The organism is Actinomyces mediterranea (assembly GCF_900155595.1).
GTDB lineage: Bacteria > Actinomycetota > Actinomycetes > Actinomycetales > Actinomycetaceae > Pauljensenia > Pauljensenia mediterranea.
On record NZ_FTPB01000004.1, the window covers coordinates 1465838 to 1480993 of the forward strand.

The window sequence follows — 15156 nt, forward strand, 5'->3', positions numbered from 1 at the left end:
CAGCATGACAACGTCCCTCGCACCGATGGCCGCAGGCGGAGTCGTCGATCCCGTCGCCGCGACCGGAGCGGCCTCCTACGCGTGGCTCATGATTGCCGTCCCGCTCGCATCGGCGGCGATCCTGCTGCTGCTTAACCGGCGCTGCGACCGCTGGGGCCACCTGCTGGCCACCTGCGCGTCGTGGTTCTCCTTCATCGTCGGCGCCGTCATCGTCGCCCAGATGCTCGGAGTCGATGAGGCGCGGCGCCGCATGACTCAGACCCTGTTCACCTGGATCCCCGCAGGGGATTTCAGCGTTGACGCCGGTCTGCTCATTGACCCGCTGTCGCTCACCTTCGTCATCCTCGTCACCTTCGTCGGCTCCCTCATCCACGTGTACGCGATCGCCTATATGGCCCACGATGAGGCGCGCAGGCGCTTCTTCGCCTACCTCAACCTGTTCATCGCGGCGATGCTCACGCTGGTCCTCGCCGACTCCTACGCCGTGCTCTTCGTCGGCTGGGAGGGCGTGGGCTTGGCCTCGTACCTGCTCATCGGTTTCTGGAACCAGGTTCCAGCGAATGCGAGGGCCGCGAAGAAGGCATTCATCATGAACCGCGTCGGCGATATGGGAATGCTGCTCGCGATGATGGTGATGGTCGCGAACTTCTCCTCCGTGCGCTTCGCGGATGTCAACGTCGCCGTCGGGGGCATTCCCCAGGCACAGGCCACCGCAATCGGCCTGTTCCTCCTCGTCGCCGCCTGCGGCAAGTCCGCACAGTTCCCCCTGCAGGCGTGGCTCGGCGATGCGATGGCGGGCCCGACCCCCGTCTCCGCCCTCATCCACGCTGCGACGATGGTCACCGCGGGCGTCTACCTCGTGGTCCGCTCCGGCGCCGTCTACGAGGCGGCGCCCGTCGCTGCCACGGCGGTGGCCGTCGTCGGTGCGATCACCCTCGTCTTCGGAGCGGTCGTCGGCGCCGCGAAGGACGATATGAAGAAGGTCCTCGCCGCATCCACCATGAGCCAGATCGGCTACATGATGCTGGGGGCGGGGCTCGGCCCGATCGGCTGGGCATTTGCGATCTTCCACCTGTTCACCCACGGCTTCTTCAAGGCGCTCATGTTCCTCGGCGCTGGATCAGTCATGCACGGCATGGCCGATCAGGTGAATATGCGGCGCTTCGGTGCGCTGCGCACTGCGATGACGACCACGTGGATCACCTTCATGATGGGCTGGCTCGCGATCCTCGGCGTGCCCCCCCTGTCCGGTTTCTGGTCGAAGGACAAGATCATCGAGGCCGCATTCGCCACCCGCGCCTTCGGCACCATTGATGCGCCGTGGATGGGCTGGGTCCTCGGAATGGTCGCGCTTGTCGGTGCGGGCCTCACCGCGTTCTACATGTCCCGCCTGTTCTTCATGACCTTCCACGGCACGGCCCGCTGGACCACCGATGCGGAGGGCGCTGCCGTCCACCCTCACGAGTCGAGCCCCCTCATGACGATCCCCATGATCATCCTCGCCATTGGTGCGGTCGCGATCGGCGGCCTCATGTCGATCGGGGATTTCTTCACGAACTGGCTCTCCCCGGCGATCGGGGGCGTCGGACACGCCGAACCGGTGATGCCGGTCGTCGTCATCCAGGTCGCGACCCTCGTCCTCGTCGCGGCGGGCGCATTCCTCGCGTGGCGCATGTACGGCGCGGCCGAGGTCCCCACCGCCGTTCCCGCCGGCAATGCCCTCACGGAGGCGGCGCGCCACGACCTCTACCAGGACGAGGTCAACGCGACCCTCTTCATCGCCCCGGCAGCAGCCCTCGCCAAGGGCGCGACCGGTGGAGACCGGGTGCTCATCGACGGCATCATTACGGGCGTGGCGAAAGGGTCGGCCGGAATCGGCCGCCTCATCTCCGCGACGCAGAACGGTTTCGTCCGGGCCTACGCGTCCTACATCCTCGGGGGCGTCGTGATCGCTCTCGCCATCGTCCTCGGCTTCAGGCTGTGAGGTAGTGACACATATGGAAAACACAATGGTTGCAGCCGACTTCCCGTGGCTGACCCTGCTGGTCGCCCTCCCCGCCCTGGGCGCACTGCTCCTCGCGCTGATCCCGCCGCTGCGAACCGGATCGGGTAAGGGCTTCGCACTGGCGGTGTCCCTGCTCGAACTGGGAACCGCAGTCGCCGCGGCGCTCGCCTTCGACTGGGGGGCCCCCGCCTCGTACCAGCTCGTCGAGGCGATCTCCTGGATTCCGCAGATGGGCGTGTCCTGGGCTCTGGGCGTGAACGCCCTCGGCCTGGTCATGATTATCCTCGCCGTGGCCCTCGTGCCGCTCGTCCTCCTCGCCGGGTGGGACGAGGACGAATCGGAAAGAGACGCGGGCGGGTACGCCTGCCTCATCCTCGCCCTCGAAGCGTTCATGGTCGTCATCTTCGCGGCCTTCGACGTCGTCGTCTTCTACCTCGCCTTCGAGGCGATGCTCATCCCGCTGTTCCTCATGATCGGCCGCTACGGCGTCGGCGAAGCGACCGCTCGCAGGGCCGCTGCGATGAAGTTCCTCCTCTACTCGCTGGCGGGCGGCCTCGTCATGCTCGGCGGCCTCGTCGCCCTGTGGGCCCTCGTCCCGCAGCACACCCAGACCTTCTTCCGCCTCGACACTCTTTCCGCCGTATCCCCGACCCTCGCGTCGGGAGTGCAGATGGGTGTCTTCGTGAGCTTCATGGTGGCCTTCGCCATCAAGGCGCCGATGGTGCCCGTCCACACGTGGCTCCCGGATACCGCGGCCGTCGCCCGTCCCGGCACCTCGGTGCTCCTCGTTGGCGTCCTCGATAAGATCGGCACCTTCGGGATGATCGCCCTGTGCCTGAGGCTCTTTCCGGACGCCGCCGTCGAGGCCAAGTGGGTGCTGTGCGGCCTCGCCGTCGTGTCCATCCTGTGGGGCGGCCTCGCTGCCAATGGTCAGGACGACATCATGCGGCTCGTGTCCTACACCTCCGTGTCCCACTTCGGGTTCATGGTGCTCGGCATCTTCATCGGCTCGCAGATCGCCCTCGTCGGCGCCATGTTCTACATGGTCGCCCACGGCGTGTCGATCGCAGCGATGTTCCTCCTGTCCGGCTGGCTCGCCAGGCGCGGCGGCACGCAGGACATGCGCGCCTACTCCGGGATGCAGCGGGTGACGCCGTTCCTCGCGGGCCTGTGGCTCACCTCCGGTCTCGCATCGATCGCGCTGCCCGGCCTGTCGGGCTTCGTCCCCGAGTACCTGGTCCTCATGGGCACGTGGTCGATCAACCCCGTCTTCGCCGTCTTCGCCGTCCTGGGCGTCATCGTCGCTGCAATGTACGTCCTCATGCCCTACCAGCGGGTCTTCACCGGAGGGCCGACGAAGGGCATGGATCGCTTGGATGACCTGGGCGCCCGCGAGAAGTCCGTGATGACGCCGCTCGTCATCGCCATGGTGGTTCTCGGCATCTGGTCGGCGCCGCTTGTCGGGGCCCTCACCCCGATCGCCTCCGATCAGGCGATCGGCGCCGATTCCTCCGCTCAGGCTCAGACCCTCCTCGAAGGGAGCACGAAGTGACTATACTGGCCGCAGCCTCGTTCACGGCGCCTGAGATCCCTTGGGCGTCGTTGGCCCCCATCATCATCGTGTTCGGCGGAGCGGTCATGGGCGTCCTCGTGGAGGCTTTCGCACCGGTGACGACCCGCCGCAATCTCGTCATCGGCCTCGCCCTGCTGACGACCCTCGCATCGGCCTCGACCATTGCGGTGCGATGGTGGGGCGCCGCCTCACCATCGAGCCTCGGCGAGTACATTGAGGACCCGCTGACGCTGGCCGCCCAGTTCCTCCTCTCCGTCGTCGCTTTCCTCGCGATCCTCGTCATGGCGGACCGCAGCGCCGTCGGCGACGGAGCGTTCGCCTCCCAGCCCTCCGACCGCCCTGGTTCGGCGGATGAGGAGCTATCGGACGCGAAGGGCTACCAGAGGTCGGAGATGTTCTCGCTGGTTCTGTTCAGCCTCGCGGGAATGATGCTCTTCCCAGCAGCGGACTCCTATGTCCTGCTGTTCGTCGCCCTCGAAGTGATGTCCCTGCCGCTGTACATCCTCGCGGCGACGGCGCGCCGCCGCCGTCAACTCAGTCAAGAGGCGGGCCTGAAGTACTTCATTCTCGGCGCCTTCTCCTCGGTGTTCCTGCTCATGGGATCGGCGCTGCTCTACGGGTTTTCCGGTTCACTCACCATGTCGCGCCTTGCACGCACCCTGCCCACGACGAACGGCATGGACTGGCTTGCGCTCGTCGGCGTGTTCATGGTGATGGTCGCCCTGCTCTTCAAGGTCGGCGCCGCGCCCTTCCACGCGTGGACGCCGGATGTGTACACGGGCGCCCCCACCCCGGTGACGGGCTTCATGGCGGCCGCAGTGAAGGTCGCTGCATTCGGCGCGATGCTCCGCTTCTACCAGAGTGTCGCTGCGATCCTCCAGTGGGATCTGGTCCCCGTGCTCATCGCCGTCGCGGTTGCGACGATGCTGGTCGGCACCTTCGCCGGTATCGTCCAGAAGGATGTCAAGCGGATGCTCGCTTTCTCGTCGATCGCTCATGCGGGCTTCATCCTCATGGGGGTCTTCTCACTGGTGAAGGGCTCTGCGGGGCATGTTCTGTTCTACGTGCTCGGCTACGCCCTTGCGACTATCGGCGCCTTCGCGGTGATCTCCCTCGTGCGTTCCGCGGATGATGATGGGGCAGTCGGCGGCGAGGCGACGGCGCTGGAGCGTTGGGCGGGCATGGGTCACAAGAACCCGTTGCTCGGGGGCTCGATGCTGATCTTCCTGCTGTCCTTCGCGGGAATCCCGCTGACGGCGGGCTTCGTCGGAAAGTTCGTGGTCTTCTCGGATGCCTTCGCCGGTGGCATGGGGTGGCTGGTCGCCCTCGCCCTCGCGTGCTCCGCAGTGACGGCGTTCTACTACTTCCGCCTCGTCCGGCTCATCTTCTTCACCGAGCCGAATGAGAATACGGTGGTCGTGCACTCCGAGGGCTGGACTCTCATCGCCATCATGACGTGCGCCGCTGCGACGGTGCTCATTGGGGTGCTCCCGGCTCCCGTGTTGTCGATCCTGTCCAATGTCGTCATACTTTTGCCGTGACCGTTTCCGCACCAGACCTTCATGTTCCCGACCTCGAGTCCCGAATCCAACCGGGGCTCGAGGTCGTCGAGCGTCGCCTCCGCCACAGCGTCACCGGCTCGCGTGACCTCATCAATGAGTTGACGAGCCACCTGGCCACTGCGGGCGGGAAACGGATGCGGCCACTCCTCACACTCGTATGCGCGCAGTTCGGAGACCCCGATCGGGCGCTGAGCGAGGGCGTCATTACGGGCGCGACGGCGGTCGAACTCACCCACTTGGCGTCCCTGTACCACGACGATGTCATGGATTCGGCGCCGACGAGGCGCGGTGTCCCCTCGGTTCAACATCTGTGGGGCAACAACCGTGCGATCCTCGCCGGGGATGTCCTCTTCGCGAGGGCGTCGGTATTGATAGCGGCTCTTGGTCCCGAGATGGTGGACTACCACGCCAGGACCTTCGAACGACTATGCATCGGTCAACTCAATGAGACCTTCGGACCGGAGTCGGGCGACGACCCCGTGAAGTTCTACCTGCAGGTGTTGGCGGATAAGACCGGGTCGCTCGTGGCGACGGCCGCGCACTTCGGCGCGTGGCTGTCGGGTGTGGGCGACGAGGTGTCCGCCACCGTCGCGCGTTTTGGTGAGAAGATCGGTGTTGCCTTCCAGATCGCCGATGATGTGCTCGATCTCGCGTCGACGGGGGAGACTTCGGGCAAGACCCCGGGAACGGATCTTCGCGAGGGTGTGGATACGCTGCCGGTGCTGTTGCTGCGCCGCCGCGAGGTCGAGAGTTCGATCGACGAAGCAGGCGCCCGCATCCTTACCATGCTCGACGCGGATCTGTCCTCCGATGAGGCGCTGGCGCGCGTCGTCACGGCTTTGCGCGCCCATGATGTCCTTGATGAGACTCGCGAGATGGCTCGGAAGTGGGCGGATGACGCAATCGCCGAATTGGAGCCGCTGCCCGATGGTGAGGCGAAGACGGCGCTTCATTCCTTCGCCTACCTCATGGTGGACCGTCTGGTGTGAACCACGGCGCCCGGCGTCTCAGACGCCGGGCGGACGCGTGTCGGGGCGCTCGCCCCGGATCGGTCGTCGTGGTCCGCGCGAATCCGACGAGATGCGGCGGATCAGTGAGTGTGATGATGCGCTTCGCCGGTTGCGAGCGCCGTTTCATTCGGGGCCGCCCCAACCGTCGTAGTCGAGACGGTCCTCTCAGCGAGATCGACCCGGTGCACTTGCTCGGTGGCGGGTTCGGTGACCCATGCGGTAGAACCGTCGACGGTGAGGGAAGGATGCGGGTCCTGCCATTTGCCGGGTCCTTCCCATGCGGCGGTCACGTCGATGGGGTCGCCGATGGACTGTGCGGCGACGTCAATGGGGTAGAGTCTGCCATCGGTTCCCAGGACCCATGCGTTACCCGCGCCATCGCGCTTGAGGCCTCGCCACGTGTAATGGACGCCCGCAGGCATGTCGATGACGTTCAGGGTTTTCGCTTCCGTGTCGACGAAGCCGATCTTGTCGAGGGTCACGCCCTCGGCGTGCTTGTCGTTCTTGTAGTCCGTGACGACGATGGACGAGTCGGGGGTGGCGAACTCGTTGCCGATGCGCCCATAGTCGGCGTCGGGGCTTCCAATTTTTGTGAACTCGTCGCCATCCCAGATGAGGACGCCATTCTCGCAGCCGATGGTGACGATCTCATTCTGTGCGACGCCTTCTCCGTGGACGCCGGGGCATTCGTCACTGCGTGCGATGCGGGTGCCCGCATCGTCGTCAACGAGGGCGCCCGTGCGCGCTTGAGCGGTGCCGACCGTGCGCACGACGGATCCGTTCTCCAAGACGACGGCGACGCCGTGGTGGGGGGCCTCGGACTCGATGGCGCGGATCTGGGGCAGTTCGGTGACGGTGGAGTCAGCGGTTCCTCCGAGCCCGTCGGTGGGCAGAGCCTGGATGAGTCCGGTGCCGTCGTCGAAGAACACGGTGTGGCGGGCGTGAACGACGACATGTCCGGGTTTTTGCGCGGCGATCATGAGGTCGGTGAGTCGCGGATCGCCCCCTCGGGCTCCACTCGACAGGATGCGGAACCCGCCTTCGGTGGATACCGCGATGTGTTCGCCGTCGCCGTATGCGTTGAGGCGGTTGAAGCCCGACAGCGGAAGATCCGCGATTTCGTCAAGGGTCGTGGCGTCAAGGACTTTGATGCCCCCGTCGTAGGTGAAGACGAGGCGGGGGGACGTCTCGTCATGGCTGTGGGCGGTTGGAGCGTCGGCCGATGCGGACGGGGCGTGTACCCCGGTCGTGCATGCGGCGAGCGCGATCATCGCGACGCTTGAGGCCGCAATGGCGACGAGGGGGCGTCGTATGGTGCGTCGTGTGGTCATAAATGGTCCTTTCACGGCTCCCGATCGGGAGCGGATCTGATGATGGGCGGTGGCGCTCTATCGGGTGAGGGCGCCGGTGATGCGCTGGGTGTTGATGCGCATCATGTCGAGGTAGGTGGCCGCTTCTGTGCCGGGTTCCGTGAGGGACTCGGTGTAGAGGGGGACGACCTCGACATCGACTCCCGCCTGCGCGGCCAGTGCGTCGGCGAGCGCGGTGGGAGAAGATGATTCAGCGAAGATCGCCGGTACTCGCGCCGTTGTAATCGCATCGGCGAGGTCGGCGAGGTCGGATGCGCTCGGCGAGGCGAGAGTCGCTCCTCCGGGGATGATGACGCCGATGATGGTGAAGCCGTAGCGGCGGGCGAGGTAGCCGAAGACGTGATGATTGGTGACGAGGGCGCGCCGTGAGAGGGCGATGGATGCGAAAGAATCGTTCATGTGGCGGTCGAGTTCGTCGAGGGAGGCGAGGTAGGCGGAGGCATTGGAGTGCAGCGCCTGGGTGTCGATGCCGTCGACCGCGCGGGTGAGGGATTCTTCGAGTGCGCGCACGACGCCGGCCATCTGAGTCGGGTCGGTCCACCAGTGGGGATCTGGGCCGGATGCATCATCTGTGGCGTAGTCGAGGACGTTGACGTGCGCTCCGGCTTCGAAGACGGTGACGCCTGCGGCGCGGGCGGCGTCGATATGCGTGGCGAGCCCTTCTTCGAGGCCGAGTCCGTTGGCCACCAGCAGGTCTGCTTTTTGCATAGCGAGGGCGTCTTGTGCGGAGACTCCGAAAGAGTGGGGATCAGCGTTGGCGGGCATGAGGGTGATGACGCCGACTTGGTCGCCTATGAGTGCGCGCGTGATGTCGCCGAGGATATTGGTCGTGACGACGATCGGTGCGGATGAGCGGGTCTGGGTGCAGGCGGTGAGGGCGCTGAGGATCAGTGCGGGCGCGATGAGGAGCGCTGCGATGCGTTGCAGGTTCACAGTCCGACCTCCAGAACATGGGCGATCGAGGGGTGTGGAATGATGCGGGCCGTGCGTGCGTCGTCGGCGGGCGCGATTTCGAGGATGTTGTCCCGGTCTGCTGCGCTCACGTAGGTTCGATCGCGCGTCACGTGCAGGTCGTCGGGTCGAAGCGATGTGGAGGCGATGGGTTCTGAGATCGTGACGGGTAACGAGTCGGATGCGGCTTCCCATACGAGGATTCGTCCATTGGCGTCGACGCCGACGACGCGTCCCTTCGAGTCGCCCAGTGCGGCGACTGCCTGCAGGGGGCCGTCCGAATCGAGGTGTGTCCATGTCGACTCTGCGATGTTGAGGTACCAGGCGCCGCCGGTGGGGTCGAGTCCCGCGACCTGTGGGCGTCCGGGACGACCGTGGAGTGAGGTGGGGCGGGCTGTGGGATCGGTCCCGTCGGGCATGTCGATCCGTTGCGCCGTCCACTGTTTCGTGTAGGCGTCGGCGTGAACGACGAGGACCCCGCCATCGCATGTGAAGACGGCGCCGGCGCGCGTGGTGATCCCACCTGTGGGATTCGTGCATTCGCCGTCGGGCGCCGAGCCGATGGCGCTCCCGCCATGCGCTGTGATGCGCAGCTTTCCCTCGTGAATGCGCGCCCAACCGTCTGCGAGGGGAGCGGCCCAGGAACCGTCGTCGACGGGGGAGGCGTCGAGGAGGGTGACGCGCCCGTGACCGAGGTCCTCGCGATCGAAGAGGTAAGCGGTTGTTGCGATGCGCAGCGCCGTCGCCGACTCTGAAGAGGACAGGGAAATACTCGTGTCGGCGCCGATGGGCTCGATTCCCAGGGTGTCGGGGAGCTCGCCGAGATCTCGGATCGACGCCTGGTAGTGGTGCTGGTGGTCGCCATGATCGACGGTCCATACGCCTGAGTCGATGAGGTGGAGGCGCCCGTCGGCGTCGCTGCCTGCGATGAACCGCGAGTCGGTGGCGAAGGGCCCTGCGGGGTCGAGGGTGCTCGCAGCGGCGGAGTGCAGGTCGGCGAGTCCGAGAAGGGTGAGGGAACCGGATGAGTCGAGTACGGCGAGGGAGACGGCGGGCTCTGCGAGTTCGGTGGCGCCTTCCACCCAGCCGTGGGGGTGGGCGGAAGGAGTGGCCTCGTCGGTGGGGCCTGCGGTTGCGCAGGAGGCGATGAGTGCACACGCTCCGATCAGGGTGCTTGCGGCGAGCATGGGCGAGCGGGTCATTGGTGTCCTCCGGTGGGAAGCGGGGCGGCGGATGTGCGGCGGATCAATGGGGTGATGAGGACTCCTGTGAGGAAGAGAACGCCGGAGAGGGCGGAGATGGACGCTCCGGCTGCGGTGCCGGCGTACCAGGAGATGTAGAGTCCGCCGATGACGGCGATAGTGGCGATGAGTCCTGCGAGGATCATGGTGGATGCCACGGAGTGCGACCATAGGCGCGCGGTGGCGGGAGGGGCGATGAGAAGGGCGACGACGAGGAGGGAGCCAACTGCCCGGTATGAGGCGACGACGGCGAGCGTGACGAGGATCGTCATCGTGAAGGAGGCCAGTCGGGGCCGCATGTGCAGGGTGTGCGCGACAGACTCATCGAGTGCGAGGGCGAGCAGCGGCCTGCGCAATGCGAGTGTGAGGGCGAGTGTGAGTCCGAGGGCCGCGACGAGGACCGTCAGCTCGTTGCGGCTGATGGCGAGGATGTCGCCGAAGAGGATCGCGGTCAGATCGGTGGCGAAGCTGCGTGAGCGCGACACGATGATGACGCCGACGGAGAGCATGGTGACGAAGGCGATGCCGATGGCGGTGTCTTGGGAGAGTCTGGCGCGTCGCGTCAGCCAGCCGATGCCGGTCGCCATGACGAGGGCGGAAGCCCCTGCGCCGACGAGCGGATGCCATCCGGCGAGGGCGGCGACGGCGACGCCGGGGAGCATTCCATGGGAGATGGCTTCTCCGAGGAATGCCATTTTGCGGATGATGACCCATGTTCCGGCCAGGGCGCAGATCCATGCGGCGAGGGTGCCGCCGATGAGGGCGTTGGTGAAGAACCCTGCATTGAGTGGGACGAGGAGGAAAGACACACTGATATAATAATGAGAATGATTTGCGATAACAATTCGCGGGGGATGGGACGCCCGTCACCCCTGTGCCTGCACGACGTGAGAGTCATGCGTTCTCACGTATGCGCGCTCGACTCTCTCACCGTCGATATCCGACCCGCAGAGGTCACTCTCGTGCGCGGGGGCAATGGCTCGGGCAAATCAACCCTCCTGCTCGCCCTCGCCCAGTGCCTTCCCCTCGCCGACGGACGCATCAGCGGTCTGGCTGGGCGCAGCACCGCCCTCGTGCCCCAAACTCCCCCTCATACCGGACAACTCCCCTTGACCGTGAGGGCCGCTGTCGCCATGGGCAGGTGGGGGGCGCGCGGAATGTTCGCGCCGCTGACGCACGAGGATCACGCGCTCGTCGACGAGTCGTTGCGGATCTTGGGGATCGATGCGATCGCAACACGACAGCTCTCGCAGACCTCCGGCGGACAGCGTCAACGCGCTCTCGTCGCGCAGGCCCTGACTCGTCGCGCCGACATCCTCCTCCTGGACGAGCCCACCGCTGCCGCGGATGAGCAGTCGACTCGTATCATCCACGAGGCCGCTGCCGGGCAGGCGGCACAGGGGGCCACTGTCGTTCTCGCCTCTCACGATCCGAGCGCCTGCGATGTGGCCGATAGGATCCTCACCCTCGACCGGGGCGTTCTCATCGACGAGAGGTGAGCGGGACCGCCCCGACGAGGCGGGGCGAGCGTGCCGGACGTGATGCTCATCTCGAAATGGGCTCCCGTTGCCACGACTCGATAGGATCGTCCCATCATCACTGCGGGTGTGCGTATCCCTCGCCTCCCGCGTGGGCGAAGACGAGGAGAACACAGTTGACCGCTCTCAATGTGGCAGTCATCGGCGCAGGCCCGGCAGGCATCTACGCATCGGACATTCTGTCGAAGTCTGGACTCGAGGTGAATATCGATCTCTTCGAGCGGCTCCCCGCCCCCTATGGCCTCGTCCGCTACGGCGTCGCTCCCGATCACCCGCGCATCAAGCAGATCATCGTCGCTTTGTACAAGATCCTTCAGCGCGGCGATATTCGCCTCCTCGGCAATGTCGAAGTCGGTCGTGACATCACCATCGGCGATCTCAAAGACCACTATGACGCGGTGATCATCGCGACGGGCGCCGACCGAGACGCGCCGCTGCGCATTCCCGGCGTTGATCTGCCCGAGTCCTACGGGGCGGCCGACTTTGTGTCCTGGTACGACGGCAACCCCGACTACCCGCGAACCTGGCCGCTCAACGCGCGCAATGTCGCAGTCATCGGCGTCGGCAATGTTGCCCTCGACGTGGCGCGAGTCCTCGCGAAGCATGCCGACGATATGCTCGTGACCGAGGTGCCCGAGAACGTCGCCCGCGGACTTGCTGAGAATCCCATTACCGACGTCCACGTCTTCGGACGGCGCGGCCCCGCCCAGGTGAAGTTCACTCCGCTGGAGCTGCGGGAACTGGGTCACGTGCCCGATGTCGACATCATCGTCTCCGAAGAGGACTTCGAGTTCGACGAGGGTTCCGAAAAGGCGCTGCGCGAGTCGAATCAGCAGCGTCAGGTCGTCAAGACGCTGACGAACTACGCATCGGTGGATCCCGAGGAGCGCACGGCTTCGCGCCGTATCCACATCCACCTCTTCCAGGCTCCTGTGGAGATCGTCGCTGATGACAACGGACACGTGAAGGCCCTGCGCACCGAGCGCACCGAACTCACTGGCGACGGGAACGTACGTGGAACCGGTCTCATCACAACCTGGCCCGTTGAAGCAGTATATCGCGCGGTCGGCTACTACTCCTCGCCGATCCCGGGAGTGCCCTTCGATACGGCGCGTGGCGTGGTCCCCAATATTGAGGGTCGCGTCATTCCTGAAGTCGGTGCAACGGTCGAGGACGCTCTGTCGGGCATTTACGCGACTGGCTGGATCAAGCGAGGCCCTGTCGGCCTTATCGGTTCAACGAAGTCTGATGCCCAGCAGACGATCGCCCACCTCGTTGAAGACGCCAATGAGGGGAAGTTGCACGCTGCGACCTCGGCTGTCGGGCATGAGGCGATGGTGGCGCTGTTGGAGGAGCGCGGCGTTGAGTACACGACCTGGCAGGGTTGGGAGCTCCTCGATGAATATGAACGTCAACTCGGCGAGGCCTTCGGCGATGTGCCGGGTGATCGCGGTGGGCGTGAGCGTATCAAGGTCGTGTCGCGCCGCGCGATGACGGATATCTCCCGCGGGACGTATGAGGGCGCAGACCTCATCGGCGAGATGGGGGAAATGGGTGTTCCCGCCGCTCCCGATCGTTTCGGCGACTATACCGGTCCGGGCCGGAAGGTCTGATCCGGCGCCCGTCGGCGGCGCTGTGATCACACGGGTCCAGTTACTCAGTATTTAGCGGGGGTCCAGTCGATTCACAGGAGATGTACAGGCGAGGTCCATAGAGTGTGGCTATGACGCACCGCAGCTATCACAATGGCTTGAAGACGGTTGCCCTCCTCGGCGGCATGTGGGCACTGCTTCTCGCCATTGGCGCGCTGATCGCCGGGAGTACCGGCCGTTCCATCTGGATCTGGGTCTTCGCCGGAGTCGGCCTTCTTCAAACGGCCTACGCCTATTGGAATTCTGCCACCCTCGCGCTGCGGTCGATGAATGCTTACCAGGTGAGTGAGGCGCAGCGCCCCGACCTGTACCGCATCGTCCGCGAACTCGCCGAGCGTGCGAATCAACCGATGCCGACCATCTGGATCGCGCCGACTACGACGCCGAACGCCTTCGCCACGGGGCGGGACCCCCGGCATGCCGCAGTGTGCTGCACGGAGGGGATCTTGGAGATCCTCGGTGAGAGGGAACTCAGGGGCGTTCTCGGACACGAACTCATGCACGTCTACAACCGAGACATCCTCACGTCTTCAGTTGCAGCGGCGCTGGCGGGGCTCATCACGTCGGTGGCGCAGTTCCTCATGCTCTTCGGCGGAGGCTCGCGCAGAAGCGACGAGGGCGGAGGAGTGGGCGTCCTCGCCTCCATCGCGATCGCACTTCTGGCACCGTTCGCAGCGACGCTCATCCAGTTCTCGCTGTCGCGCACGCGCGAGTTCGACGCCGACGAGGACGGGTCCACACTGACGGGTGACCCGCTCGCACTGGCGTCTGCGCTTCGCAAGTTGGAGATGGTGACCGACCACTACCCTCTTGAGTCGACCCCTGCGAATCAGAATGTCGCGGCGATGATGATCGCCAATCCGTTCCGCGGTGCCGGGGTGAAGAACCTCTTCTCGACGCACCCCCCGATGGAGGAGCGCATTGCCCGGCTCGAGCAGATGGCGGGCTACTGACGCGACGCTCGTCTGTCGTCGGCAAAGAGGGAAAGCATGCGCATCAACGGTAGTTGACGAATTGCAGTGCGACGTCGAACTTGTCGCCCTCGGGGCCCTTGAGCAGTGCGATCACCGCTTGGAGGTCGTCGCGGGACTTCGAGCTGACTCGCAACTCGTCGCCGTGGATCTGCGCCTTGACGCCCTTGGGCCCCTCATCGCGGATGAGCTTGGCAATCTTCTTCGCCGTGTCCTGAGCGATGCCCTCGCGCAGGGGCGTCACGAGCTTGTAGATCTTGCCCGACGGCTTGGGCTCGCGGTCCTTGTAGTCGAGGCTCTTGAGTGAGAGCCCGCGGCGGATGAGTTTCGTCTGGAGCACGTCGAGGATCGCCATGACCCGATCCGCAGAGTTCGCCTCCATTTCAATGGTGTCCCCCGACAGTCGGATCGCAGCATCGACGCCCCTGAAGTCGTATCGGGTCGAGATCTCCTTCGCGGCCTGATTGACGGCGTTGTCGACCTCTTGACGGTCGAGCTTCGAGACGATGTCGAATGATGAATCGGCCATGGTGGCGCCTCCTGTTTCAGTGCTGATCGACGGTAGTTGTAGATCACAGCTTGTCGCCCCTGAACGGATTGGCGTTCGAGGCTCCCGCCCTGTTATTCTTTCACGGCACCGCGAAAGCGGCGCGCGGCGGGGTTCCCGAGTGGCCAAAGGGATCTGACTGTAAATCAGACGCGGAATGCTTCGGGGGTTCGAATCCCTCCCCCGCCACCATCTTGATGACGATCGGGCAACTGGTCGAGCACAAGAGATGCCTGTGAGTTCCTTCTCAACGGTGCAGATTGCGCAAGCCGTCAGCGCTGGGATAGGCTCTACGGCATTGCCCCGATAGCTCAGTCGGCAGAGCGTCTCCATGGTAAGGAGAAGGTCAAGGGTTCGATTCCCTTTCGGGGCTCTGGTTGCGGCTGCGGTCGCGCCTTAGCGGCGGGGTAGCTCAGCTGGTCAGAGCGCACGACTCATAATCGTGAGGTCGCGGGTTCGAGCCCCGCCCCCGCTACCACAACGACAGGTCGCGCGCCGACACCACAATTCAGCAAAAGAGGAACCAACCGTGGCAAGCAAGTCTCAGGATGTTCGCCCCAAGATCACTCTCGCCTGCTCGGAGTGCAAGGAGCGCAACTACATCACCAAGAAGAACCGTCGCAACACGCCGGATCGCCTTGAACTCGCGAAGTACTGCCCGCGTTGCCGCAAGTCGACCGCGCACCGCGAGACCCGCTGATCGCTGATCGGTAGGAGCCCCCCGAGGATTCATCCC

The 15156-nt window shown here is 65.2% G+C and carries 13 protein-coding genes and 3 tRNA genes; 11 read left to right on the top strand and 5 right to left on the bottom strand.

Annotation, left to right across the window (positions count from 1 at the left end):
* Window positions 1–4: 4 nt before the first annotated feature.
* The 4 genes from nuoL to BQ7471_RS10500 are packed head-to-tail and all read left to right on the top strand — an operon-like array spanning window position 5 to window position 6129.
* A complete protein-coding gene (gene nuoL, locus BQ7471_RS10485) occupies window positions 5–1984 on the top strand; it encodes an NADH-quinone oxidoreductase subunit L (protein ID WP_076466076.1) in 1980 nt (659 codons plus the stop codon).
* Between the two features lie 25 nt (window positions 1985–2009).
* Window positions 2010–3557 (top strand): complex I subunit 4 family protein, encoded by a 1548-nt coding sequence (locus tag BQ7471_RS10490; RefSeq protein ID WP_076466077.1) that lies wholly within the window; start codon window positions 2010–2012, stop codon window positions 3555–3557.
* Entirely contained in the window at window positions 3554–5119 is a 1566-nt protein-coding gene (gene nuoN, locus BQ7471_RS10495; protein ID WP_076466079.1) for an NADH-quinone oxidoreductase subunit NuoN, read from the top strand. The genes BQ7471_RS10490 and nuoN overlap by 4 nt, the downstream gene beginning before the upstream one ends.
* Complete coding sequence (locus BQ7471_RS10500; RefSeq protein ID WP_076466081.1) at window positions 5116–6129, top strand: polyprenyl synthetase family protein; 1014 nt, start codon at window positions 5116–5118, stop codon at window positions 6127–6129. The genes nuoN and BQ7471_RS10500 overlap by 4 nt, the downstream gene beginning before the upstream one ends.
* A gap of 101 nt (window positions 6130–6230) precedes the next feature.
* On the opposite strand, the gene BQ7471_RS10505 is transcribed toward BQ7471_RS10500, so the two are convergent.
* The 4 genes from BQ7471_RS10505 to aztB are packed head-to-tail and all read right to left on the bottom strand — an operon-like array spanning window position 6231 to window position 10521.
* Window positions 6231–7481 carry a hypothetical protein gene (locus tag BQ7471_RS10505; protein WP_076466082.1) on the bottom strand — a complete coding sequence of 417 codons (1251 nt, stop codon included), beginning with the start codon at window positions 7479–7481 and terminating at the stop codon, window positions 6231–6233.
* 57 nt (window positions 7482–7538) lie between these two features.
* Entirely contained in the window at window positions 7539–8453 is a 915-nt protein-coding gene (gene aztC / locus BQ7471_RS10510; RefSeq protein WP_076466084.1) for a zinc ABC transporter substrate-binding protein AztC, read from the bottom strand.
* A complete protein-coding gene (locus tag BQ7471_RS11550) occupies window positions 8450–9673 on the bottom strand; it encodes a hypothetical protein (protein ID WP_076466085.1) in 1224 nt (407 codons plus the stop codon). Before BQ7471_RS11550 ends, aztC begins: the two co-directional genes overlap by 4 nt.
* Complete coding sequence (gene aztB / locus BQ7471_RS10520; protein WP_076466087.1) at window positions 9670–10521, bottom strand: zinc ABC transporter permease AztB; 852 nt, start codon at window positions 10519–10521, stop codon at window positions 9670–9672. The genes BQ7471_RS11550 and aztB overlap by 4 nt, the downstream gene beginning before the upstream one ends.
* A gap of 87 nt (window positions 10522–10608) precedes the next feature.
* Between aztB and BQ7471_RS10525 the strand changes: the two genes are divergently transcribed.
* The 3 genes from BQ7471_RS10525 to htpX all read left to right on the top strand — a co-directional run bounded on the left by BQ7471_RS10525 (window position 10609) and on the right by htpX (window position 13855).
* Window positions 10609–11211 carry a metal ABC transporter ATP-binding protein gene (locus BQ7471_RS10525; RefSeq protein ID WP_076466395.1) on the top strand — a complete coding sequence of 201 codons (603 nt, stop codon included), beginning with the start codon at window positions 10609–10611 and terminating at the stop codon, window positions 11209–11211.
* Window positions 11212–11366: 155 nt separating this feature from the next.
* On the top strand, window positions 11367–12863 hold the full coding sequence (locus BQ7471_RS10530) for an FAD-dependent oxidoreductase (protein WP_076466089.1): 1497 nt from the start codon (window positions 11367–11369) through the stop codon (window positions 12861–12863).
* 110 nt (window positions 12864–12973) lie between these two features.
* Entirely contained in the window at window positions 12974–13855 is an 882-nt protein-coding gene (htpX, locus tag BQ7471_RS10535) for a zinc metalloprotease HtpX (RefSeq protein ID WP_076466090.1), read from the top strand.
* Between the two features lie 43 nt (window positions 13856–13898).
* On the opposite strand, the gene BQ7471_RS10540 is transcribed toward htpX, so the two are convergent.
* Complete coding sequence (locus BQ7471_RS10540; protein ID WP_076466092.1) at window positions 13899–14402, bottom strand: YajQ family cyclic di-GMP-binding protein; 504 nt, start codon at window positions 14400–14402, stop codon at window positions 13899–13901.
* Between the two features lie 125 nt (window positions 14403–14527).
* Between BQ7471_RS10540 and BQ7471_RS10545 the strand changes: the two genes are divergently transcribed.
* From BQ7471_RS10545 to rpmG, 4 genes are all read left to right on the top strand, one after another.
* A tRNA-Tyr gene (locus tag BQ7471_RS10545) sits at window positions 14528–14612 on the top strand.
* A gap of 108 nt (window positions 14613–14720) precedes the next feature.
* Window positions 14721–14793: transfer RNA gene (locus BQ7471_RS10550), tRNA-Thr, on the top strand.
* A gap of 28 nt (window positions 14794–14821) precedes the next feature.
* A tRNA-Met gene (locus BQ7471_RS10555) sits at window positions 14822–14898 on the top strand.
* Window positions 14899–14949: 51 nt separating this feature from the next.
* On the top strand, window positions 14950–15120 hold the full coding sequence (rpmG, locus tag BQ7471_RS10560) for a 50S ribosomal protein L33 (RefSeq protein ID WP_006680816.1): 171 nt from the start codon (window positions 14950–14952) through the stop codon (window positions 15118–15120).
* Window positions 15121–15156: the final 36 nt, after the last annotated feature.

Excerpts from the sequence above, each read along its gene's own strand:
- BQ7471_RS10505 (WP_076466082.1), bottom strand. The coding sequence starts at position 7,481 with ATGACCACACGACGCACCATACGACGCCCCCTCGTCGCCATTGCGGCC.
- htpX (WP_076466090.1), top strand. The coding sequence starts at position 12,974 with ATGACGCACCGCAGCTATCACAATGGCTTGAAGACGGTTGCCCTCCTC.
- BQ7471_RS10490 (WP_076466077.1), top strand. The coding sequence starts at position 2,010 with ATGGTTGCAGCCGACTTCCCGTGGCTGACCCTGCTGGTCGCCCTCCCC.
- BQ7471_RS11550 (WP_076466085.1), bottom strand. The coding sequence starts at position 9,673 with ATGACCCGCTCGCCCATGCTCGCCGCAAGCACCCTGATCGGAGCGTGT.
- nuoL (WP_076466076.1), top strand. The coding sequence starts at position 5 with ATGACAACGTCCCTCGCACCGATGGCCGCAGGCGGAGTCGTCGATCCC.
- BQ7471_RS10525 (WP_076466395.1), top strand. The coding sequence starts at position 10,609 with ATGCGTTCTCACGTATGCGCGCTCGACTCTCTCACCGTCGATATCCGA.
- BQ7471_RS10540 (WP_076466092.1), bottom strand. The coding sequence starts at position 14,402 with ATGGCCGATTCATCATTCGACATCGTCTCGAAGCTCGACCGTCAAGAG.